This window comes from Erwinia tracheiphila (genome assembly GCF_021365465.1).
Classification (GTDB): Bacteria; Pseudomonadota; Gammaproteobacteria; order Enterobacterales; family Enterobacteriaceae; genus Erwinia; species Erwinia tracheiphila.
The window spans coordinates 536787-558192 of record NZ_CP089932.1 but is presented as its reverse complement, the minus strand read 5'-3'; the positions used below and the strand labels follow the sequence as shown (position 1 = coordinate 558192).

The following is a 21406-nucleotide window of genomic DNA, read 5'->3' as shown; positions in this document are numbered from 1 at the left end:
CACGAGGGAACTGACAATTTATCAATGAAAGCTAGGTAACTTCCGACCGCTTGTCCACCCTAAAGTTCATCACCTTAATGCAGACGACAGGCTTGTTTTTCAAGTATTGGCCGAAATTAGGGCCAGTGCGTCTGTTTCATTACGGTCTTTCCCGTTAGAATCAGGAAGATTTGGTTGAGGCAGTCGCGCCGTAAGCCCCAATGAGGAAAAGACATGCTGCATTCTTTTGAACAACGGATGGAAATGCTGGAAAGCCGCCTGGCGTTTCAGGAACACACCCTTGAAACGCTTAACCAGACAGTTATTCATCACGAACTTGAAATGGCACGTCTGAGAGAACAGATACGCCTGCTAACCGATAAACTGAAATCAGTCGCCCCTTCGATGATCGCCTCGCAGTCAGAAGAAACGCCACCGCCACACTATTAAGCACTGAAACGGCGAGTCTGCCAATCTGCAAAAATTCAGAGTATGCCTGGTGTCCAGCGTCAAGATGATTTCAGCGGTGGAACAAAAAAAGCCGCCATCAGGGCAGCCTTATCGGGAAAGCAGTTAAAACTTAGTGGCTACAGCCACATCCACCCTGACCATGTTCATGATCGTGGTGATGATCGTGCGCGCCATGCACATGGCCGTGGGCCAGCTCTTCTGGTGTTGCTTCACGAATCTCCACCACTTCCACTTTGAAGTTAAGATTCTGCCCAGCCAGCGTGTGGTTACCATCAACCACAACGTGGTCATCTTCAACTTCAGTTATCTCAACCGGCACGGAACCCTGATCGGTCTCTGCCAGGAAACGCATGCCTACCTGCAGTTCATCGACGCCCATAAAAACATCTTTTGGCACACGCTGAACGAGGTTGTCATCGTACTGGCCATAAGCATCATCTGCGGCGATGTTGACTTCAAATTTGTCACCCGCCTCATGATTCTCCAGTGCTTTTTCAAGACCTACAATCAGGGAGCCATGACCGTGCAGATAATCCAGCGGCGCACTTACCGTGGACTCATCAACCAACACATCCTCTTCTGTACGCACCTGATAAGCCAGGCTGACGACCAGGTCTTTTGCTACTTTCATGATTACTCCTAACCGTTGAGAGCTTGAGCCCTTAAGAATTGGCCAAATGACCAACCGCAAGCGCTCTTGATTGCGTCGATTGTAATGAATTTCAACGCGACTGTACGGTAAAGCTAAAAAAAGTCGGACAATTGCGCTACTCAGGATGGAAAATGCCAATGACCTGTTCGCTGTCGCGTACTCCATCACGAACATGCTTATCCGCTTCACGCATCTGATGACCGCAGGTAACACATTCAACTACATCAATATTATTTTCTTTCCATAGCACCAGCGTATCTTTTGCCTGGCATGCCGGGCAGGTCGCTCCGGCGATAAATCTTCTCCGCATTTCGACTCCTATTCAAACTCATCCCAGCCACCAAACTGGCGTTTTTCATGGCGCATCTCTGCCTGAAAAATATCTTCCAGCTCACGGCGGGCTTCTTTTACACGGGAAATCTGCTGACTGTCAGCATGATTAGGCATCAGTTCGCGTAACATACGCATATCCAGACGACGAAAATGCTGCTGTGCACGAAATGCCTGATGGGGATGCATGCCAAGCGTCATCAATGTCTTACGGCCCATCTCCAGCGCACTGGAGAACGTTTCACGCGAGAACTGCGCCACACCCGCCTGAATCAACTCGTGCGCCTCTACGCGACCTCTTGCACGGGCAAGAATTTGCAGATGAGGAAAATGATGCTGACAGAGATGAACAATTGCGATTGCATCTTCCGGCGTATTGCAGGTGATCACTATCGATTGTGCCGTATCCGCTCCCGCAGCACGTAACAGCTCAAGTTCGGTAGCATCGCCGTAATAAACTTTATATCCATATTTACGCATCAGGCTGACGGAACTGATATCCCGCTCCAGCACCGTAATACGTTTCTCATTCGCCATTAGCAGGCGCGCCACCACCTGACCGAAACGGCCAAATCCGACGACGATCACTTCCGGTTTATCATCCTCGACAAACGGCTTTTCGTCGTAGTGATCATCCTCGTTGAAGCGCCTTGCCAGAATCTTGTCAATACCCTGCATCAGCACTGGCGTGATCATCATCGACAATGTGACCGTGACCAGCAGCAACGACATCTGATCGCCCTTAAACAATTTTGCCGATGACGCAGCCGAAAACAACACAAAAGCGAACTCTCCGCCTTGGCTAAGTACCCCGGAAAATTGCAGACGCTCTGAACTACGCAGACCAAACAGGCGTGAAAGCAGGTACAGCACCGTTCCTTTAACCGCCACCAGCGCTATTACACACACAATAATTTCAAGCAGATGGATATAAAGCACGCCAAGATTGAGCGCCATGCCGACGGAAATAAAAAACAGGCCCAGAAGCAACCCTTTAAAAGGATCGATAGCGATTTCCAGTTCATGGCGATACTCACTTTCTGCCAGCAGTATCCCGGCGATAAAAGTACCTAATGCCATGGAAAGTCCTAACGCGTCCATAAACAGTGCGGAACCCAGCACCAATAGTAGCGAGGCGGCGGTAAAAACCTCACGCACACCTGATGCGGCAATAAAACGAAAAATCGGTCTGAGCAAATAGCGACCACCCACCAACATTCCGGCAAAGGCCAGCACCTTCATTACGATCTTCATCCAGTCGGTATGGCCGCTGTCCCCTCCCGCCAGCAGCGGCACTAACGCCAGCGCCGGGATCACCGCCAGATCCTGAAAAAGCAGCACGGAAAAACCTAACTGACCCGCTTCACTTCGGTTCATCCCTTTTTCACGCATGAGCTGTATCGCCATCGCGGTAGAGGACATCGCCAGTCCGATGCCGCCAATCAGCGCCGCCTGCCAGGAAAAATGCGTCAGCCACAGCAATCCGCCGAGGATTACTGAGCTAAAAACAACCTGCGCCGCCCCTACGCCAAAGATCGATCGCCGCAGCTGCCAGAGCTTGGCAGGATTCAGTTCCAGCCCGATGATAAACATCAGAAACACCACGCCCAACTCAGAGAAGTGCAGGATCTCATCAACATCGCTGATAAAACCCAATCCCCACGGGCCGATGGCGATACCGGCCAGCAGATAGCCCAGCACGGCACCAATCCCCAAACGCGCCGCCAGCGGCACGGCGATTACTGCGGCAAAAAGATAGACCACCCCTGCCGTTAACAGTGTTTGCCCTTCCATTCACCGCCCTCCAGGCAGTTGCGGAGACGCCAGCCAGTCACCGTAGGCACGCGCGTAGTTTTTCATCACTTCAGACGACTGCCGACGCGCCAGATAGATAATCATTGGCGTCAGCCAGTGCATCCGGCAGAGTTGGGCGGTCAGTTCAAACGGACGCATAATGTCGGACATGGTATATCGGTTAAGCCCGTCCTGATGGTAAGCCGCTTCCGGCTCGCCAGTGGTGGTGACACTCCGCCAGAATTTTCCTTCCAGCGCGTTGCCATTTGGACCACTTGCAAACCCGCGCGACAACACGCGATCCAGCCACTCTTTTAACAATGCAGGACAGCTATAGGTATAAAGGGGATGCTGAAAAACAATAATGTCATGTTCACGTAGAAGCTGCTGTTCGTGATGAATATCAATAAAGAAATCAGGATAGTGCGCGTAGAGATCATGCACCATCACGTTGGGCAAATCCTTTGCCGGTTGCAGCAACACCCGGTTGGCGATGGAATCCTGCGATTCAGGATGAGCATAAAGCAGTAAAACATTGGACATCTGCGACATCATTCCTCTCCAAATCGTCGTCATAGTGGAGAAATTCCGCTACCATGCCCGACACAACGGAATTGTGAATTCCGCAAGTAATTATGATGATTCAATTTAACATATACCCTGAATAATTCGAGTTGCAGGAAGGCGCCCCGATGAGCTTACTCAGGTAAGTGATTTGAGTAACGAACGCCGTCAGCATACCTGAAACATGACGGGCATATCCTGACTATTACGGCGCTTATGATTGTCTTCTCCTCATTACAAATACGACGCGGTGTCCGCGTATTGCTGGACAACGCGACCGCCACCATTAATCCAAGACAGAAAGTCGGGCTGGTGGGAAAAAACGGCTGCGGCAAATCGACGCTGCTGTCACTGCTTAAGAACGAAATAAGCGCAGACGGCGGTAGTATGACCTGCCCCGGCAGCTGGTCTCTCGCCTGGGTCAATCAGGAAACGCCTGCCCTCTCCATCCCGGCCATTGATTATGTCATTGACGGCGATCGGGAGTTTCGTCAGCTTGAACGCAATCTGGACCATGCCAACAAAATAGATGATGGTCATGCCATTGCCACACTGCATGGCAAACTTGATGCAATTCAGGCATGGACAATACAGTCGCGTGCCGCCACTCTGCTTAAGGGTTTGGGCTTTTCGCAGGAGCAGCTACAACGCCCGGTCAGTGACTTTTCCGGCGGCTGGCGCATGCGCCTCAACCTGGCCCAGGCGCTAATCTGCCGCTCCGATCTGCTGTTACTCGATGAGCCCACTAACCACCTCGATCTTGATGCGGTCATCTGGCTGGAACGCTGGCTAAAGAGCTATCAGGGAACGCTGATCCTGATCTCCCACGATCACGACTTCCTTGATCCCATTGTGGATAAAATCCTGCACATTGAGCAGCAGTCGATTTTCGAATACACCGGCAATTACAGCTCATTCGAAATTCAGCGCGCCACCAAACTGGCGCAACAGCAATCAATGTATGAAAATCAGCAGGCAAAAGTCTCCCACCTGCAAAGTTTTATTGATCGCTTCAAGGCAAAAGCCAGCAAAGCGAAACAGGCGCAAAGCCGCATCAAAATGCTTGAGCGAATGGAGCTGATTGCCCCTGCGCACGTTGATAATCCCTTTACTTTCAGCTTCCGCGCCCCGGAGAACCTGCCAAATCCCCTGCTGAACATGGAAAAAGTCAGCGCGGGCTACGGCGAACGCATCATTCTCAATTCAATCAAACTCAATCTGGTGCCCGGCTCCCGCATCGGCCTGCTTGGTCGCAACGGCGCGGGTAAATCGACGTTAATCAAACTGCTGGCCGGTGAGCTGGCTCCGTTACAGGGTGATATTGGTCTGGCGAAAGGCATCAAACTCGGTTACTTCGCCCAGCACCAGCTTGAATTTCTCCGCGCAGATGAGTCCCCATTGCAGCATCTGGTTCGTATCGCGCCCAAAATTCTGGAACAGCAGCTACGCGACTATCTGGGCGGATTTGGCTTCCAGGGCGATAAAGTCAGCGAAAATACCGGTCGCTTCTCCGGTGGCGAAAAAGCGCGCCTGGTACTGGCGCTGATTGTCTGGCAGCGCCCTAACCTGCTGCTGCTTGATGAACCAACCAACCATCTTGATTTAGATATGCGTCAGGCCTTAACGGAAGCGTTAATCGACTTTGAAGGCGCATTGGTGGTGGTATCGCACGATCGTCACCTGCTGCGCTCCACCACTGACGACCTTTATCTGGTGCATGGCGGCAAGGTGGAAGCGTTCGATGGCGATTTGGAAGATTATCAGCGCTGGTTGAGCGAGTTACAAAAGCAAGAAACCGCCAGCACTGAATCTAAGCCAGACAACGGAAACAGCGCACAGGCCAGAAAAGATCAGAAGCGCCGTGAGGCAGAACGGCGGACCCAGACACAGCCCCTGCGTAAGCAGATTGAAAAGCTGGAAAAGCAGATGGAAAAGCTGAACAACCAGCTGACCGCCGCAGAAGAAAAGCTGGCGGATAGCGCTATTTACGAACAGAGCCGCAAGGCTGAACTCACCACGGCCCTGCAACATCAGGCGGAAGCGAAATCGGCACTGGAGGCATGTGAACTGGCGTGGCTGGATGCTCAGGAGCAATTAGAAACCCTGCTTCAACAGCCCGGCTAAATCGCCATATTAACGCGTGCGACGCCTGCCTGTTTCCCGGCACGCGTCGCCAGTCCAACGCTCACACCACCAGGCCGTAAAAACCTGAACCCAGCCCGACAAAGCAACAACAGAAATCTTGTGATTCGCGCGCCCGGTGCAAACATTGTTTGCCCACCAGCCTTCAAACCTGTTGTCAAAAACCTGACCATCGCGTCCGGAATGGATGGGTTCTTGCAGGAGGACCACACAGCTTCACCGTTCACCGTGGCTTATCCCCCAGAATAGTTGCGCGATGCATAATACGTCGTGCCGGGAGATAATCCGCATTGGCATAATGCTGCGTCACACGGTTATCCCAAATCGCCAGATCGTTTTCCTGCCAGCGCCAGCGTACCTGAAACTCTGGCTTTGTAATGTGCGTAAACAGGAAAGCCAGCAGCGCCTCACTCTCCTTCTGCTTCAGGCCAACAATGCGCGTGGTAAATCCTTCATTAACAAAAAGCGATAACTTACCGCTCACCGGATGCGTACGTACTAGCGGATGGAGCACCGGCGGATTATTTTCTACCGCCCGTTTCCAACGAGCATGTTCCTCTTCACTGCGGCGGTATCTAAATTCCTGAAATGATTTTGTGAAATCGTGTTCGGCCTGCAGGCCAGCCAACAGCACTTTAAAAGATTCGGATAACGCCTCATAAGCCGCAATTCCACTGGCCCACAGTGTATCACCTCCGCATTCCGGCAATTGTTTCGCGGCAAGAATAGCGCCTGCCGGCGGGTTAGTGATAAAGGTTACGTCGGTGTGCCAGTTGTCATTGTCCGGCGGATTATCATTATGGGTATCCAGCACGATAATCTCTTCCGCGTCGGGCGCATGGGGATAAACCGGATGGATGTGCAAATCGCCAAAACGAGCCGCCAGCGCGCGCTGCTGCGGTGGCGTTACCGGCTGGTCGCGCAGGAACAGAACCTGATAGCGGATCAACGAGTGATAAAGCTGCTCGAACTGGGCATCGCTCAATGAGCGACTCAGGTTAACATCAGCAACCTGTGCACCAATATTCGGTCCCAGCGGGGTAATAGTCAGACGCTCGTTCATTCAATGTTCTCCATGCCAGGGGGTCAGGCGACGTTGCAGTGCACGTAGCCCCAATTCAAGGGTGAAAGCGATTGCGGCAATTGCCGCGATACCTGCCAGCACGACATCTGTTGCCAGAAACTCACCGGCAGACTGCACCATAAAGCCCAATCCACGCGTGGCGGCAATCAGTTCAGCAGCCACCAGCGTTGACCAGCCCACGCCAAGGCCAATTCGTATTCCCGTGAGAATTTCCGGTAGTGCGCCCGGCAGGATGACAAATCTCAGCAATTGCCAGCGATTTGCACCCAATGACTGTGCGGCGCGCAAACGAACGCACTGGACGCTTTTCACACCGGCGAGGGCTGACATGGCAACCGGAGCAAAAATCGCCAGATAGATAAGCAAGATCTTTGAGGTTTCGCCAATACCAAACCAGATAACCATCAGCGGTAAATAAGCCAGCGGCGGGACAGGACGATACAGCTCGATCAGCGGGTCGAGCATGCCGCGCACAGTTTCATTCAGCCCCATCAGGATACCAACCGGCACGCCCAGGATAACCGCGGCCAGCAGGGCAATCAGAATGCGGCTGAGGCTGGCAGCAAGATGCTGCCAGAGCGTAGCGTTCATAAAACCTTGCGGGCCAGCAATGGTCAATAATTGATGAAAAACCTGCTGAGGAGGCGGTAAAAATAAAGGGGCAATCCAATGAAGGGCAGTCACCCCCCACCATATCGTCAGCAACGTCAGTAGCGTAACCGCACTGAGTGTTAGCTGACGGTTGAATGGCCAGTGCAACCCCTGCGGGGAAGCTGACGTTTTTTCGGTTGAAAGTAAGCTCATAAGGACACCTCACGCCTTTGGAAAACGCGGCTCAACACATATTCACGCCGGGCAATAAACGCCGGGTCGGACTTAATGCCCCGGCAGGATTCCCCGGCAGCGTAGCGGCGACCAAAATCGAGCGCCAGACGTTCGATAACCCGACCTGGTCCCTGTGATAAAATAATCAGTTCGCTGGCCAGAAAGACCGCTTCCTCAATATCGTGAGTAATCAATAACACCTGCTTACCGCTGTCGCGCCACAAGGTCAGCAGCAGTTCCTGCATCTGCTCACGGGTGAAAGCATCCAGCGCTCCGAACGGTTCATCCAGCAACAGCAGTTGTGGATCGGCCACCAGCGCCCTGGCGATGCCAACCCGCTGGCGCATGCCACCGGAAAGCTGCCAGATAAACTTATTCTCTGTGCCGTTTAATCCAACCTTATTTAACATTTGCCGGGCAGTTTCCCTGCGTTGTATTTTCTTCACGCTGGCCAGCTGCAAGCCGAAAGCCACGTTATCCAACACGTTTCGCCACGGCAGTAACCCTTCATGTTGGAATACCACGCCACGGTCCGCCCCCGGCCCGGTGACAATCTGGCCGTTGAGCATAATAGTGCCGGACTCCGCAGGCAGAAAACCGGCGATAAGGTTCAGCAGGGTGGTTTTACCACAGCCCGAAGGGCCAAGCACCACCACCAGTTCCCCGGCAGCAATAGACAGGCTAATCCCGTCCAGCGCAAGATGACCGTCATAACGGGCGCTGAGATGCGAAACAGCAAGCATATTTGCTTCCGTTACTGAGCCAGAGATTTGACAAAGCGGTCAGTGACATAGCCGCTGTAGTCGCTGGCAACCTGCGGCACTTTACCCTGTGCCTTAAGGAAGGTTGCGGTGTCAATAATGGCCTGGTTCACTGGTTGGCCCAGTTGCTCAACCTGCTGGCGGGCGGTGAGATAATTATTTCCCCTTACCAGTTGCGGCACTTGCTGTGCCGGCACGCCGCTCAGACGCGAGAGCGTGCTGAGATTTTCATTGTTTTTCAGCCATTGCTCCGGGTTATCGAGATAACCTTTCTGCGCCGCTATTGCGCTGCGGGCAAATGCCGCCACCACGTCAGGATGCTGTTGGGCAAAATCTTTGCGCACCACCCATACATCCAGAGTTGGGGAGCCCCATTTACCAACCTGTGCAGAATCGGTCAAGACACTGCCATTTTTCTCCAGTTCAGTGACAGCTGGCGCCCAGACATAAGCCCCATCAATATCACCCTGTTGCCAGGCGGCAATAATTTCAGGCGGTTGCAGGTTCAGGATTTGTACCTTATCGGGGGCAATGCCCCAGTGCTTCAACGCGGCAAGCAGGCTGTAATGCGTGGTAGAGATAAAAGGCACGGCAATGCGCTTGCCAACAAGATCCTGGGGGTTGTTAATACCTTTCCTGACTACCAGCGCCTCGGAGCTGCCGAGCTGAGAAGCCAGTAAAAAGACCTCGATGGGCACCTGTTGACTTGCCGCGACCGCCAGCGGACTGGATCCAATATTGCCGATTTGAATATCGCCGGACGCCAGCGCCCTGACCACGCTGGACCCACTGTCAAATTTCCGCCAGTCGGCCTTTACGCCGCTCTCTTTTGCGAAGGTATTATTGGCCTGCGCAACCTTTGCTGGTTCTGCAGAGGTTTGATAAGCAATAGTGACATCCACCGCTTTCGCGCCGGACATGCAGGAAAAAAGGGCCAGCATGGTAGTCATCAAAAAAGGGGAGAATTTCGCCGTCATGGCCTGCTCCGGTTATCATTGTCATGGGATGGATACCCTTTTGTAACCGGGAATAACTATTGCGATAAAGTAATTAAAAATTATCTTTTATATCTTTATCTACTTAGGAGAAAAACAGAATAGGTATGCTGAAAAATGGACCGGGCCGATAAGTGAGTAAAACAGACACTCGCCAGCTGTCGGTCATGGCGCCGCCGTCATACTGGTGCCACAAACCGCACTTTACATGCACCCGTAAGCAACATGCCTTGAACGCGCTAACTGTCCAACGATCGCCTTGAGGACGTTTGACCGCACTGAACAGAATGTTTAGCGGCTGTCTCAACAGGGCTTTATTCCAGACAATCAGACCACAGGAAAAATGCAACAGGGCCCCGTCATTCTCAGACGTCTTTTCCCGTCGGGTCAGGGGCCGGCGAAACCGGTTCATCCGGCTGTGCGTCCTCCCGACGGCCCGGCGACGGGCACTGAAGGTTCGTCACGACGGCTCAACCGGTCTGTTTTCAGCCCGGGCGCTTCGTCGCCTTTGTCCGGGCAGAGTCCGGGTTTTTGCCCCGGACGCCCCGTCTGAAGAGCACCGGGTGTGTCCGCCACCAGTTTGATGTCATGCCTGTTTGCTGCTGCGACCCGTGACAGAGGAAGCCCGCCGGCGTCTGTCATCAGACTGGGCTTTACGCCCTGTTTCCCTGTTTCCCTGTTTCCCTGTGTCCGTGGGATTGCGTCCTGTTTTTTGTCCCGGCAGCGGTGATGTTGTCATACCGCCATCCACCGACAACCATGAGCAGTCCGTGCCGTCCGGGTGTTCACAGGCCAGTAATCCGTTCTGCCAGAAACGCCCGAAGACACCTGCGTCTCTCCGTTCCCGGAAGCGCCGGGGCGCAGAAGCTGATGAACCTATCCCTGTGGCATTGAGTGCATTCCACTGACAGGCTGTGCTGGGGACGAAGAAAATGGCGTTCATTGCGGCCCGATTATCAACACGTTTTCGGCGCGTACCCGGAGGATGGCGGGTTTTATGTTCCGGGATAAGCGGGGCCATTTTGTCCCGGAGTTCATCGCTAATCTGCCCTTTACCGCCTGCCATACTTTGCCCTCAGATATGACCGGGATGCATTATACGATGGTGCCTTTTGGGACAGCGTCTTAATGCCAGATGAGCAAAACACAGGCCGCCGTGAGCAATCCCATAGAAACATTGAAAATCACCCATGCGCGGCGGCTGGCCAGAATATGCCCGATTATCGTGCCACACCCTAACCAAATGACACCGGATACCACGTTAACGAGAGCCATTCCCGCACTTATTGCCATTACTGAACCTCGCCAGGCGTCACCAGACAGGCTAAAGCTGGTAACCGCACCCAACGCCATTAGCCAGGCCTTAGGATTAATCAGCTGTAGCAGCCCGCCTTGCCAGAACGGCATGGGCCGCTTCAGCGCATCGCCCGTTTCCAGCTTCTCATATTTTGCCGTGCCGATTTTCCATGCCAGCCAGAGGAGATAGGCGCTTCCGGCAATTTTTAGAAACAGATGAAGAGAAGGATAAAGCAGGATAAGGCCGCCAACGCCCGACGCCACAATGAACAACATCAGCTGCATGCCAATCATGATACCGATAAGCAGCCATAATGAGCGCAGGAAACCAAAATTGGCACCTGACGCCGTGAGTAACATATTATTAGGTCCCGGCGTGATGGCAGCTACCCAGAGAAAGCCTAACATTGATAAAAATAAACTCAGTTCCATATGAATCAGGTGCTCCTCACCCACGACCAGAAATAAACCTGATGAAGCTAGCAATATGACAGGAAACCGACAAGTATTTTGAACATGATTTTAAATCAGCAGTCTGCTGACTTTCAGCCGCCAGCCGGGGGACGCAACCCGCATTTGCAAACCCTTTTGCCGCGGCTGGTGAGACGCAGGATCCTCCTGGTGCCTCACTGGCAGCGTCTGACCCTGCCTGACGGTGATTTTATCGATCTGGCCTGGAGTGAAGACCCGGCCAAAGCAAGATACAAACCCCGAGTGGTACTGTTCCACGGACCTGAGGGAAGCGTAAACAGTCCCTATGCGCATGGTTTGTTACTCGCGTGTCAACAGCACGGCTGGCTGGGTGTTGTCATGCATTTTCGTGGTTGCAGCGGTGAACCCAACAGGCTTCATCGTCTTTATCATTCGGATGAAACCACCGATGCCACCTTTTTTCTGCACTGGCTGCGAGAACACCGTGGCACAGTTCTCACTGTATCGGTCGGCTTTTCTTTGGGCGGTAATATGTTGGCCTGTCTGATGGGACAACAGGGCGATCGCTGCCTGCTACCTGCTGGATGCCGACGTCATGGCCTCAGCACCACTGATGCTGGAACCTTGCAGTCTGCGACTGGAAAAGGGATTTTCCCGACTCTACCCGCGTTACTTACTCAATCGGCTGAAGAAAAATGCCAGGAGGAAGCTGATCGCCTGGCCGGGTACGCTGCCAGTGGACATGGCCCAACTCAACGCGCTGAAAACGCTGCGTGGTTTTGACGATGTTATCACCGCCAGAGCACATGGTTTTCAGGATGCAAGCGACTACTACCGACGTTGCAGCGCGATGCCGGGCGTCACCAGGCCCATGCTGATTATCCATGCTAAAGACGAGCCTTTTATGACCGACACGGTCATTCCTCCCGTCGGCTGCTGCCCGCCTGCGTGGAGTATCAGTTGACCGATTATGGCGGACATGTAGGATTTGTCGGTGTAACCCTTCGTCAGCCCCGCATGTGGCTGGAGGAGCAAATACCACATTAGCTTTCAAACTGGTTGGACAACAAAGATGATTATTCCCTGGCAGGATTTGGAAACAGACACGCTGAACAATCTGATTGAATCCTTTGTGCTGCGTGAAGGGACGGATTATGGTGAACATGAACGTTCGCTGACCCAAAAGGTAAAGGATGTGCACCTGCAATTACGCAGCGGCGAAGCGATGCTGGTCTGGTCGGAACTTCACGAAACCGTCAATATCATGCGGCGAGGACAGCTGCACCAGCCCTGAATACGCCAATACGCTTTTTTTGTTGAACGCCTGCTCGTCGATGATGCCGATGATAAAAATCATGTCGACGACCTGCCAAACCTTGGGGGCTAGCGCAATCAGCTATCACCGGACAGCGCCCTGATGGATCGCCTTGTATTTCCCATAACGGACAAACTGTCCTGAAAATCCTGAAGTGCGTTCAGCCTCAGCTAACCCTCTATTTGGCCTGATTTTTATCAAGTCATCGCTCTCCCGCCTGCAACAGAACGGATGATGACAGCAGGTTATAAAACGTGTTAACAATGGCCGATTGCTATTGATAAGGAATACGTTTATGTCTGCGAAACATCCAGTGATTGCGGTGACCGGTTCCAGTGGCGCGGGAACCACCACCACCAGCCGCGCATTTCGTAAAATTTTTCAGCAGCTGAATCTGCATGCAGCCGAGGTGGAAGGAGACAGCTTTCATCGATTCACCCGACCAGAAATGGATATGGCTATTCGTAAGGCGCGGGATTTGGGACGTCATGTCAGCTATTTCGGACCGGAAGCCAACGACTTTTCGCTGCTGGAGGAGACCTTTGAGGAATATGGTCGCAGCGGCAGCGGTAAGTCCCGTAAATATTTGCATACCTTTGATGAAGCCGTGCCGTGGAATCAGGTTCCGGGTACCTTTACGCCCTGGCAACCGCTACCGGAACCCACTGACGTGCTGTTTTATGAGGGCCTTCACGGCGGTGTGGTCACCGAGCAAAATGATGTTGCACAGCATGTCGATCTGCTGGTCGGCGTGGTACCTATTGTTAATCTTGAGTGGATTCAAAAACTGGTGCGCGATACCAGTGAGCGTGATCATTCTCGCGAGGGCGTGATGGATTCCGTAGTGCGGTCAATGGATGATTATATTAATTTTATTACTCCGCAGTTTTCCCGCACGCATCTCAACTTTCAGCGTGTGCCGACCGTCGATACATCAAACCCGTTTGCCGCTCGTTCCATTCCCTCACTTGATGAAAGCTTTGTCGTCATTCATTTCCAGTCGCTGGAAGATATTGATTTTCCCTATCTGTTGACGATGCTGGATGGGTCGTTTATCTCGCGTATTAACACGTTGGTCGTACCGGGCGGTAAGATGGGACTGGCGATGGAACTGATTATGGCTCCGCTGGTTAAGCGATTGATAGAGGTAAAAAAAATAGAATAACACCCTGCCTGAACAAGGCGTTATTAAGCTCAAAGCACGATGGTCTCGTAACTGTGCGTGATCGTCACGCCCTTAGCCAGCATTAAGGCAACGGTACAGTATTTTATCTGCCGAAAGATCGACAGTGCGCGATATCGCGCTTTATCAGCCAGTGCACTACCGGTAACGATAAAATGCAGATTGATGCGGGTGAAGAGTCCCAGGGCTTCCTCACGGCGGGTTGACGTAAGTTTCACTTCGCAATCTTTTACGTCATGGCGGCCTTTCTGCAGGATTGAGACCACATCAATCGCGCTGCATCCACCTGCTGCCATCAACACCATCTCCATGGGGCTGGGTGCTTTATCCCCCGAGTTGCCATCCATGAGTACCTGATATCCCGATGAAAACTCGCCCAAAAAGATCAGCCCCTCAACCCATTTAACACGCGCTTCCATTACAAGTTCTCCTAATTCATTCAGTTAGCGTAAGATTACGCGCAAATAACAAAAACGGTAATCTTCCCATTTTCCCTCTATGCTGGAGTAAGAGAACACAAGACACTGATGCAAAGCTGTGCTACAAAAAGACTGTAAAATTTTCGTCAGTACTCTACAAAACAGGACGAAAAGAAATGTTAAAACAAGCAAGGCTTTTCATCGAGCCAGAATAAATTTCCTGATAAGGGAAAACTTGACCATTTTGATCGCCTGACAGGGAATTCCGCTCCTGAATTTAAGGCATGATTACAACAGAGGATAAAAGCGAATGGTTCTCGGCAAACCGCAAACAGACCCGACACTCGAATGGTTCCTGTCACATTGCCATATTCACAAATATCCATCCAAAAGCACGCTGATTCACCAGGGTGAAAAAGCGGAAACGCTCTATTACATCGTTAAAGGCTCCGTGGCTGTGCTCATTAAGGATGAAGAAGGTAAAGAGATGATCCTCTCTTACCTTAACCAGGGTGACTTTATCGGTGAACTTGGCCTGTTTGAAGAAGGCCAGGAACGCAGCGCATGGGTACGGGCAAAGGCCGCCTGCGAAGTTGCCGAAATATCCTATAAAAAATTCCGTCAGCTCATCCAGGTTAATCCCGAAATACTGATGCGTCTCTCATCGCAGATGGCTCGCCGTCTTCAGGTTACCTCCGAGAAAGTCGGTAATTTAGCTTTCCTTGATGTTACAGGCCGAATTGCACAAACGCTGCTGAATCTGGCTAAACAGCCCGATGCCATGACCCATCCCGATGGTATGCAAATTAAGATCACCCGGCAGGAGATCGGCCAGATTGTCGGTTGTTCCCGCGAAACGGTAGGTCGAATTTTGAAAATGCTGGAAGATCAGAACCTCATTTCTGCGCACGGTAAAACTATCGTTGTCTACGGCACACGTTAGTCGTCACAGCACCATGGCGTAATACTCCCTGTTACGCCTTTTATTTGGTACGAATTCATGTGGCGTCGAATCATCTACCATCCGGAAATTAATTATGCCCTGCGCCAGACAATGGTGCTTTGTTTACCCGTTTCCATTGGCTGGTTACTGGGGCATCTGCAAAACGGATTACTGTTTTCTCTGGTGCCCGCATGCTGCAATATTGCCGGCCTGGACACGCCCCATAAACGTTTTTTCAAACGCCTGATTGTGGGCGGCAGCCTGTTTGCTTTTAGCAGCTTTCTTATCCAGTACCTGGGTGAGTACCAGGTGCCATTACCCGTCATCCTGTTTGTAATGGCAATACTGCTGGGCGTCACTGGCGAGATCAGCCCGCTGCACGGCAGGCTGTTGCCCGGCTCGCTGATCGCCGCGATCTTTACTCTCAGCCTCGCAGGCAGGATGCCGCTGTGGCAGCCGCCGATACTTTATATCCTTGGCACCATCTGGTACGGCGTTTTTAACTGGTTCTGGTTCTGGCTGTGGAAAGAGCAGCCCATGCGCGAAACGCTGAGTCTTTTGTATCGCGAGCTGGCAGGCTACTGCGAGGCAAAATATACCCTGCTAACTAAACTCACCGACCCGGAAAAAGCGCTGCCGCCGCTGCTGGCACGCCAGCAAAAAGCCGTCGATCTTATCACCACCTGCTATCAACAAATGCATATGCTGGCCGCCAATAATCATCATAAACGGCTAACGCGTGCTTTCCAGATTGCCCTCGATTTACAGGAACACATTTCCGTCAGCCTGCATCAACCGGGTGAAGTACAAAAACTGGTGGGACAAAGCCACGCCGAGGCGGTTATTCGCTGGAATGCGTTAACCATTGCAGCACGGCTTCGCACATTAGCAGACGGCATACTTTATCACCGCATGCCCGACCGTTTCACAATGGACAAGCAATTACAGGCGCTGATGAAACTGGCCCGTCAGCATCCTGATAATCCCGTGGGGGGGTTCTGCTACTACCACTTTAGCCGGATTGCGCGGATATTGCGTACACAGCGCCCTCTCTATCGGCGTGATTTAATGGCAGATCGTCAGCGCAGGCTGCCGCTTTTATCGGCGACAAAAAGCTATCTCTCGCTAAAATCAGCAGCACTGCGCACTGCCGCACGCTTTGCCGTGATGCTAACCTTTGCCAGTTCCATGGCGCTGTTTTTTGATTTACCCAAACCGTACTGGATTCAGATGACGGTGATGTTTGTCAGTCAGAACGGTTACAGCGCCACCCGCGTGCGGATTCAACATCGGGCGCTCGGTACGCTTGCCGGGCTGATTATCGCCGCAATTACGCTACGGCTTAATGCCCCGGAGTCACTTGTGCTGCTGGTAATGCTGGGGATTACGCTAATTAGCTATTTGTTTATACGTAAGTTTTACGGCTGGGCAACGGTCGGCTTCACGGTAACGGCGGTCTATTCATTGCAGCTGCTGTCGATGAACGGCGCGGACTTTTTGTTGCCGCGTCTGATGGACACGCTTATGGGCTGTCTGATTGCGTTTGGTGGTATGGTCTGGCTTTGGCCACAATGGCAAAGCGGGCTACTGAGACAGAATGCGCATGATGCGCTTGGAACCTACCAGAACGCGCTGCAAATGCTACTGGGCAATGAACAGCGCCCCGAGATGCTGGCATATCAACGCCTGAAGGTTAATCAGGCACATAATGCGCTGTTTAACTCACTTAATCAGGCCATGCAGGAGCCTGGATTCGATGCTCGCTATCTGGCTGATATGAAGCTGTGGGTTACCCATAGCCAGTTTATTGTTGAGCATATTAATGCCATGACTATTCTGACTCGTGAGCACACTATGTTGACCACATCACTGGCTGAGGGATATTTGCAAACCTGCGAAATCGCGCTTCAGCGCTGCCAGCAGCGACTGGAATATGACGGGCCGGGCTGTGACTCCGATGTTATGGAGGCTAAGACAGAACAACCCCAGGCAGCAATAACCATTCTGGAAAGACACGTACAGCGCATTCTGGAACATCTGAAAGTGATGCACACCATTTCTTCGCTCGCCTGGGCTAATCGCCCCCATCATGGTCACTGGTTATCACAACGTTTGAGAAAACCGACCTGAACAATCAGGTCGGCTGGCGTTAACAAGAAACTTAAGCGGACAACAGTTTTGTGACGGCAGCGGAAAAGCGCGCCATGCCTTCGTCAATATCTGCGGGTTCAATGACCAGCGAGGGTGCAAAGCGAATCACATCCGTACCGGCGTTAAGTACCATCACCCCTTCTTCTGCTGCGGCATTAAGAATATCACGCGCTTTACCAGCATGTTTTGGTTTGAGAACCGCGCCGATCAGCAATCCTTTACCACGGATATCGCTGAACAGATCCAGGCTGGCATCCATAGCTTTCAGGGCATTAACGAACATCTGACGGCGAATCTCAACACCGTCTAATACCTCAGGTGTGTTAATGATATCCAGCGCCGCTTCTGCCACCGCGCAGGCTAACGGATTGCCTCCGTAGGTTGTGCCATGTACGCCGGGAGACATGGTGGACGCGATTTCATTGGTCGTCAGCATTGCACTCACCGGGAAACCACCGCCCAGTGCTTTTGCCGTAGTCAGGATATCCGGTACGACACCGTAATGTTCACAGGCAAACAGTTTGCCGCTGCGGCCCATACCACTCTGTACTTCATCAAAAACCAGCAAAGCCTGATGGTCATCGCACAGCTGACGTAGCCCCTGCATAAATTCTGGCGTAGCGGGCATCACGCCGCCTTCACCCTGGATCGGTTCCACCACAATGGCGCAGGTGTGATCGTCAATTACCGCTTTAACCGCATCCAGATTATTAAAAGGCACATGAACAATATCTGCTGGCTTCGGTCCAAAACCGTCAGAATATTTCGGCTGACCGCCAACGGAGACGGTAAAAAACGTGCGTCCGTGGAATGCATTGTGAAAAGCGATGATTTTACTTTTATAGGGCGAATGGCGTTTTGAAGCGTAATAACGGGCCAGTTTGAAGGCGGCTTCATTAGCTTCTCCACCCGAATTAGCGAAGAAAACGCGGTCGGCAAAGGTTGCAGCGATCAATTTGCTGGCGAGACGTAGCGCAGGTTCATTGGTAAAAACGTTACTGGTGTGCCACAGCATTTCACCCTGGGTTTTCAAGACCTCCACCAGAGCAGGATGGCAATGGCCCAACGCCGTTACCGCAATCCCGCCGGAAAAATCAATATATTCCGTTCCCTGCTGATCCCAGACCCGGCTGCCTTTACCTTTAACTGGCACAAACTGCGCTGGCGCATAAACAGGCAAAATAACTTCATCAAATGTCTTACGCGTTACCGCTATTTTATCCGCTGCCATTAGCCAAACCACCTTTCATTACGTTTAAATAACGTGAAATTATAATCGAGAAATATGCATAAAAAATCAATTAAAGGCAACTTTTTACTGGCGAATAAAGTTGTCGAGCAATTGGTGCCCCTGCTCACTCAGGATGCTTTCCGGATGAAATTGTACTCCCTGCAAGGGAAGCTGCCTGTGGCGAAATCCCATAATCTCATCCACTTCGCCATCGCGCACGGTCCAGGCAGTGACTTCGAATTCAGGGGGGAAAGATGTTTTTTCCACAATCAGCGAATGATAGCGCGTCACCGTCAGGGGATGGTTCAGACCGCGAAATACGCCACCGTCATTGTGCTCAATGGCTGAGGTCTTACCGTGCATGACCTCCCTTGCCCGCACCACCCGACCACCAAATGCCTGTGCAATAGCCTGATGCCCAAGACAGACGCCCAGAATTGGTATTTTTCCGGCAAATTCCGCAATGGCAGCCAGTGAAATGCCCGCATCATCAGGCGTGCAGGGACCGGGAGAAATGACCAGCTGGTCGGGACGCTGCCCGGCAATTTGTGCCAGGGTCACTTCATCGTTACGCCGCACGCAGACCTCAACACCTGACTGACAAAAGTATTGATAAAGGTTCCAGGTAAAAGAGTCATAGTTATCAATGAGCAACAGCATGGACGCTCCGGGAAGGAATGAAGGAAGTACAGACGTTCAGGGGGATGATGGCTGTAGCGCTCAGGTACAAACAAAACAGCCGCATTACTCCAACAGGCAGTTTCAGGGAAGGACTTCCGCAGAAAGAATGACGACAGGCTTCACAGGAACATTTTGGAAGGGAGCGACATTTTGCGTAGGAACCTGAGAGATTTTATCCGCCACGTCCTGGCCTTTAATAACCTTGCCAAACACCGCATAGCCAAAATCACGCTGACCGTGGTCAAGGAAAGCATTATCGGCCACGTTAATAAAGAACTGGCTGGTAGCGCTGTCTTTGTCTGCAGTGCGGGCCATAGAAATAGTACCGCGCTTGTTCAGCAGGCCGTTATCCGCTTCATTTTTAATCGGCGCATGGGTAGGTTTTTGCTGCATATCGGTAGTGAAGCCGCCCCCCTGCACCATAAATCCAGGAATAACGCGATGGAATGTGGTATTGTTATAAAAACCGCCATTCACATAATCGACGAAATTTTTGACGGAGACAGGGGCTTTCTGGTTATTCAGTTCCAGCTCAATTTCACCCGCCGAGGTAGTCAGTAACACATGCGCATCCCCCTTTGCAGCCAGTGCAGAAACAGAGCAGGTGGATAGTGCAAGGACAGTGGCAACGGCAGTGAGAGTACGTTTTAACATGAAGGATTCCTTACTGTAGGCAAGAGGCCAAAAAAACAGAGTTGATTGTAAAGAGGCACTGACCAGTGCGCCAGCGTTTTACTTTTATTTACCTGAGTAAATAACAATACCAACCCTTTCTGTTAATTTCACATAGTTATATTCATCACAAATTCAATGCATATTAAGAGGACATGTTTCATTATTGATTTATGTAGATCACAAGAATCGTTACACTGCCAGTGCTTACCGCAGGCGTCCGCCTCACCATTCTTCAGACTCACAGGCATCGACTATGACTCATCGTGATCGAATTGGGCTTACCTGGATCAGTTTCTTCTCCTATGCGCTTACCGGCGCGGTGGTCATTGTGACCGGCATGGTTCTGGAAAATATTGCTAACTATTTTCATCTGCCTGTCGCGCAAATGAGCAACATCTTTACTTTCCTCAATGGGGGCATTCTGGTTGCCGTGTTCCTGAATGCGTGGCTGATGGAAATTATCCCGCTGAAGCACCAGCTAATTTTTGGTTTTGTGCTAATGCTGCTGGCCGTGCTCGGCCTGATGACAAGCCATAGCCTGACCATTTTCTCAGCGAGCATGTTTGTACTGGGTGTAGTCAGTGGTATCACCATGTCAATTGGTACCTTTTTGATTACCCATCTGTATGAAGGCCGCCAGCGCGGCCCACGACTGCTGTTCACTGATTCATTCTTTAGCATGGCAGGGACCATTTTCCCGATTATTGCTGCCGCAATTCTGGCACGCGCACTGCCGTGGTACTGGATTTATGTCTGTATTGTACTGATTTATATCGCTATTTTTGTGCTGGCACTCTGCTTTGAGTTTCCAGTACTGGGAAAAAAGGCGGCCAGTCAGCAAACAGTGGCAAAAGAAAAATGGGGAATCGGCGTCCTGTTCCTTTCTGTCGCCGCATTGTGCTATATCCTGGGGCAGCTGGGCTTTATCGGCTGGGTGCCGCAATACGCCACTAAAGATATGGGGATGAATCTGAGCCAGGCGGGTGCGCTGGTGGGCAACTTCTGGACCGCATATATGATTGGCATGTGGGTATTCAGCGCGGTTCTGCGTTTTTTCGATCCACAACGTATCCTTACGCTGCTCGCCCTGCTCTCCACGCTGCTGATGTACTGGTTTGTGAGTAGCACTGACGCCGCTATGCTGAAGTGGATTATGATTAGCCTGGGATTCTTCTCCAGTGCTATTTACACCACCATCATTACCCTGGGCTCATTGCAAACCCGCGAGTCGTCACCCAAACTGGTGAACTTTATTCTGACCTGCGGCACCGTTGGTACCATGTTGACTTTCGTGGTCACCGGCTATGCGGTAGACAAAGGCGGCCCTCACGCTGCGCTCTATACTGCTAGCGTCCTCTATGCCGTGGTGTTTATCATGTGTTTAGCGCTTGGGCTGGTCAGCAAGCACAGGCAACACGCTAAGAACGCAACGCATTAATCACATTTAATGTGAACGGGCCGGGATTTCCCGGTCTTTTTACTT

The 21406-nt window shown here is 51.8% G+C and carries 20 protein-coding genes and 2 pseudogenes; 8 read left to right on the top strand and 14 right to left on the bottom strand.

Features of this window, described 5'->3' with window-relative positions; translation table 11 throughout:
* Nucleotides 1-213: 213 nt before the first annotated feature.
* Nucleotides 214-429: a SlyX family protein gene (locus tag LU633_RS02785; RefSeq protein ID WP_020322794.1), complete on the top strand. Its 216-nt coding sequence runs from the start codon at nucleotides 214-216 to the stop codon at nucleotides 427-429.
* 130 nt (nucleotides 430-559) lie between these two features.
* Here the strand turns inward: LU633_RS02785 and slyD are convergent, their stop codons facing one another.
* The 4 genes from slyD to kefG form a co-directional block, all read right to left on the bottom strand.
* A complete protein-coding gene (gene slyD / locus LU633_RS02780) occupies nucleotides 560-1081 on the bottom strand; it encodes a peptidylprolyl isomerase (RefSeq protein WP_020322795.1) in 522 nt (173 codons plus the stop codon).
* Between the two features lie 136 nt (nucleotides 1082-1217).
* Nucleotides 1218-1412 carry a YheV family putative zinc ribbon protein gene (locus tag LU633_RS02775; RefSeq protein ID WP_020322796.1) on the bottom strand — a complete coding sequence of 65 codons (195 nt, stop codon included), beginning with the start codon at nucleotides 1410-1412 and terminating at the stop codon, nucleotides 1218-1220.
* Nucleotides 1413-1420: 8 nt separating this feature from the next.
* On the bottom strand, nucleotides 1421-3226 hold the full coding sequence (gene kefB / locus LU633_RS02770; protein ID WP_020322797.1) for a glutathione-regulated potassium-efflux system protein KefB: 1806 nt from the start codon (nucleotides 3224-3226) through the stop codon (nucleotides 1421-1423).
* Nucleotides 3227-3778 carry a glutathione-regulated potassium-efflux system ancillary protein KefG gene (gene kefG, locus LU633_RS02765; protein WP_020322798.1) on the bottom strand — a complete coding sequence of 184 codons (552 nt, stop codon included), beginning with the start codon at nucleotides 3776-3778 and terminating at the stop codon, nucleotides 3227-3229.
* 228 nt (nucleotides 3779-4006) lie between these two features.
* On the opposite strand from kefG, the gene LU633_RS02760 reads away from it, so the two are divergent.
* Nucleotides 4007-5914: an ABC transporter ATP-binding protein gene (locus LU633_RS02760; RefSeq protein WP_020322799.1), complete on the top strand. Its 1908-nt coding sequence runs from the start codon at nucleotides 4007-4009 to the stop codon at nucleotides 5912-5914.
* A 241-nt stretch (nucleotides 5915-6155) separates the two neighbouring features.
* On the opposite strand, the gene tauD is transcribed toward LU633_RS02760, so the two are convergent.
* The 6 genes and pseudogenes from tauD to LU633_RS02730 form a co-directional block, all read right to left on the bottom strand.
* Nucleotides 6156-6995, bottom strand: a complete 840-nt coding sequence (gene tauD / locus LU633_RS02755; RefSeq protein ID WP_020322801.1) for a taurine dioxygenase — start codon at nucleotides 6993-6995, stop codon at nucleotides 6156-6158.
* On the bottom strand, nucleotides 6996-7820 hold the full coding sequence (gene tauC / locus LU633_RS02750; protein WP_020322802.1) for a taurine ABC transporter permease TauC: 825 nt from the start codon (nucleotides 7818-7820) through the stop codon (nucleotides 6996-6998).
* Nucleotides 7817-8584 carry a taurine ABC transporter ATP-binding subunit gene (gene tauB, locus LU633_RS02745; RefSeq protein WP_020322803.1) on the bottom strand — a complete coding sequence of 256 codons (768 nt, stop codon included), beginning with the start codon at nucleotides 8582-8584 and terminating at the stop codon, nucleotides 7817-7819. Before tauB ends, tauC begins: the two co-directional genes overlap by 4 nt.
* Nucleotides 8585-8595: 11 nt before the next feature.
* The gene (tauA, locus tag LU633_RS02740) at nucleotides 8596-9579 is read right to left on the bottom strand and encodes a taurine ABC transporter substrate-binding protein (protein WP_020322804.1); all 984 of its coding nucleotides are present in this window, start codon (nucleotides 9577-9579) and stop codon (nucleotides 8596-8598) included.
* A gap of 322 nt (nucleotides 9580-9901) precedes the next feature.
* Nucleotides 9902-10663 (bottom strand): annotated as a pseudogene (locus LU633_RS02735) (IS5 family transposase); the annotation flags it as partial.
* A gap of 59 nt (nucleotides 10664-10722) precedes the next feature.
* Complete coding sequence (locus LU633_RS02730) at nucleotides 10723-11325, bottom strand: LysE family translocator (protein ID WP_020322807.1); 603 nt, start codon at nucleotides 11323-11325, stop codon at nucleotides 10723-10725.
* A gap of 84 nt (nucleotides 11326-11409) precedes the next feature.
* Here LU633_RS02730 and LU633_RS02725 point away from each other — a divergent pair.
* From LU633_RS02725 to LU633_RS02715, 3 genes and pseudogenes are all read left to right on the top strand, one after another.
* A pseudogene (locus tag LU633_RS02725) lies at nucleotides 11410-12372 on the top strand (hydrolase).
* 25 nt (nucleotides 12373-12397) lie between these two features.
* Nucleotides 12398-12619 carry a YheU family protein gene (locus tag LU633_RS02720; RefSeq protein ID WP_020322812.1) on the top strand — a complete coding sequence of 74 codons (222 nt, stop codon included), beginning with the start codon at nucleotides 12398-12400 and terminating at the stop codon, nucleotides 12617-12619.
* Nucleotides 12620-12935: 316 nt separating this feature from the next.
* On the top strand, nucleotides 12936-13805 hold the full coding sequence (locus LU633_RS02715; protein ID WP_046372173.1) for a phosphoribulokinase: 870 nt from the start codon (nucleotides 12936-12938) through the stop codon (nucleotides 13803-13805).
* A 29-nt stretch (nucleotides 13806-13834) separates the two neighbouring features.
* Here LU633_RS02715 and LU633_RS02710 read toward each other — a convergent pair whose 3' ends face one another.
* Complete coding sequence (locus tag LU633_RS02710) at nucleotides 13835-14242, bottom strand: OsmC family protein (RefSeq protein ID WP_020322814.1); 408 nt, start codon at nucleotides 14240-14242, stop codon at nucleotides 13835-13837.
* A gap of 310 nt (nucleotides 14243-14552) precedes the next feature.
* Between LU633_RS02710 and crp the strand changes: the two genes are divergently transcribed.
* Entirely contained in the window at nucleotides 14553-15185 is a 633-nt protein-coding gene (crp, locus tag LU633_RS02705) for a cAMP-activated global transcriptional regulator CRP (protein WP_020322815.1), read from the top strand.
* Nucleotides 15186-15242: 57 nt separating this feature from the next.
* On the top strand, nucleotides 15243-17315 hold the full coding sequence (locus LU633_RS02700; RefSeq protein ID WP_233485082.1) for a YccS/YhfK family putative transporter: 2073 nt from the start codon (nucleotides 15243-15245) through the stop codon (nucleotides 17313-17315).
* A 31-nt stretch (nucleotides 17316-17346) separates the two neighbouring features.
* Here LU633_RS02700 and argD read toward each other — a convergent pair whose 3' ends face one another.
* From argD to ppiA, 3 genes are all read right to left on the bottom strand, one after another.
* Nucleotides 17347-18567: a bifunctional acetylornithine/succinyldiaminopimelate transaminase gene (gene argD / locus LU633_RS02695; RefSeq protein ID WP_020322816.1), complete on the bottom strand. Its 1221-nt coding sequence runs from the start codon at nucleotides 18565-18567 to the stop codon at nucleotides 17347-17349.
* 84 nt (nucleotides 18568-18651) lie between these two features.
* Nucleotides 18652-19227, bottom strand: a complete 576-nt coding sequence (locus tag LU633_RS02690; protein WP_020322817.1) for an aminodeoxychorismate synthase component II — start codon at nucleotides 19225-19227, stop codon at nucleotides 18652-18654.
* Between the two features lie 102 nt (nucleotides 19228-19329).
* Nucleotides 19330-19902 carry a peptidylprolyl isomerase A gene (ppiA, locus tag LU633_RS02685; protein ID WP_020322818.1) on the bottom strand — a complete coding sequence of 191 codons (573 nt, stop codon included), beginning with the start codon at nucleotides 19900-19902 and terminating at the stop codon, nucleotides 19330-19332.
* Between the two features lie 274 nt (nucleotides 19903-20176).
* On the opposite strand from ppiA, the gene tsgA reads away from it, so the two are divergent.
* The gene (gene tsgA / locus LU633_RS02680; RefSeq protein ID WP_020322819.1) at nucleotides 20177-21361 is read left to right on the top strand and encodes an MFS transporter TsgA; all 1185 of its coding nucleotides are present in this window, start codon (nucleotides 20177-20179) and stop codon (nucleotides 21359-21361) included.
* The last annotated feature ends 45 nt before the right edge of the window (nucleotides 21362-21406 follow it).

Bases quoted from the DNA above. Each gene is read 5' to 3' on its own strand.
- LU633_RS02700 (WP_233485082.1), top strand. From the start codon at position 15,243: ATGTGGCGTCGAATCATCTACCATCCGGAAATTAATTATGCCCTGCGC.
- LU633_RS02730 (WP_020322807.1), bottom strand. From the start codon at position 11,325: ATGGAACTGAGTTTATTTTTATCAATGTTAGGCTTTCTCTGGGTAGCT.
- LU633_RS02785 (WP_020322794.1), top strand. From the start codon at position 214: ATGCTGCATTCTTTTGAACAACGGATGGAAATGCTGGAAAGCCGCCTG.
- kefB (WP_020322797.1), bottom strand. From the start codon at position 3,226: ATGGAAGGGCAAACACTGTTAACGGCAGGGGTGGTCTATCTTTTTGCC.
- LU633_RS02690 (WP_020322817.1), bottom strand. From the start codon at position 19,227: ATGCTGTTGCTCATTGATAACTATGACTCTTTTACCTGGAACCTTTAT.
- LU633_RS02760 (WP_020322799.1), top strand. From the start codon at position 4,007: ATGATTGTCTTCTCCTCATTACAAATACGACGCGGTGTCCGCGTATTG.
- crp (WP_020322815.1), top strand. From the start codon at position 14,553: ATGGTTCTCGGCAAACCGCAAACAGACCCGACACTCGAATGGTTCCTG.
- ppiA (WP_020322818.1), bottom strand. From the start codon at position 19,902: ATGTTAAAACGTACTCTCACTGCCGTTGCCACTGTCCTTGCACTATCC.
- argD (WP_020322816.1), bottom strand. From the start codon at position 18,567: ATGGCAGCGGATAAAATAGCGGTAACGCGTAAGACATTTGATGAAGTT.
- tauB (WP_020322803.1), bottom strand. From the start codon at position 8,584: ATGCTTGCTGTTTCGCATCTCAGCGCCCGTTATGACGGTCATCTTGCG.
- tauA (WP_020322804.1), bottom strand. From the start codon at position 9,579: ATGACGGCGAAATTCTCCCCTTTTTTGATGACTACCATGCTGGCCCTT.
- slyD (WP_020322795.1), bottom strand. From the start codon at position 1,081: ATGAAAGTAGCAAAAGACCTGGTCGTCAGCCTGGCTTATCAGGTGCGT.
- LU633_RS02710 (WP_020322814.1), bottom strand. From the start codon at position 14,242: ATGGAAGCGCGTGTTAAATGGGTTGAGGGGCTGATCTTTTTGGGCGAG.
- LU633_RS02775 (WP_020322796.1), bottom strand. From the start codon at position 1,412: ATGCGGAGAAGATTTATCGCCGGAGCGACCTGCCCGGCATGCCAGGCA.
- tsgA (WP_020322819.1), top strand. From the start codon at position 20,177: ATGACTCATCGTGATCGAATTGGGCTTACCTGGATCAGTTTCTTCTCC.
- tauD (WP_020322801.1), bottom strand. From the start codon at position 6,995: ATGAACGAGCGTCTGACTATTACCCCGCTGGGACCGAATATTGGTGCA.
- LU633_RS02715 (WP_046372173.1), top strand. From the start codon at position 12,936: ATGTCTGCGAAACATCCAGTGATTGCGGTGACCGGTTCCAGTGGCGCG.
- kefG (WP_020322798.1), bottom strand. From the start codon at position 3,778: ATGTCGCAGATGTCCAATGTTTTACTGCTTTATGCTCATCCTGAATCG.
- tauC (WP_020322802.1), bottom strand. From the start codon at position 7,820: ATGAGCTTACTTTCAACCGAAAAAACGTCAGCTTCCCCGCAGGGGTTG.
- LU633_RS02720 (WP_020322812.1), top strand. From the start codon at position 12,398: ATGATTATTCCCTGGCAGGATTTGGAAACAGACACGCTGAACAATCTG.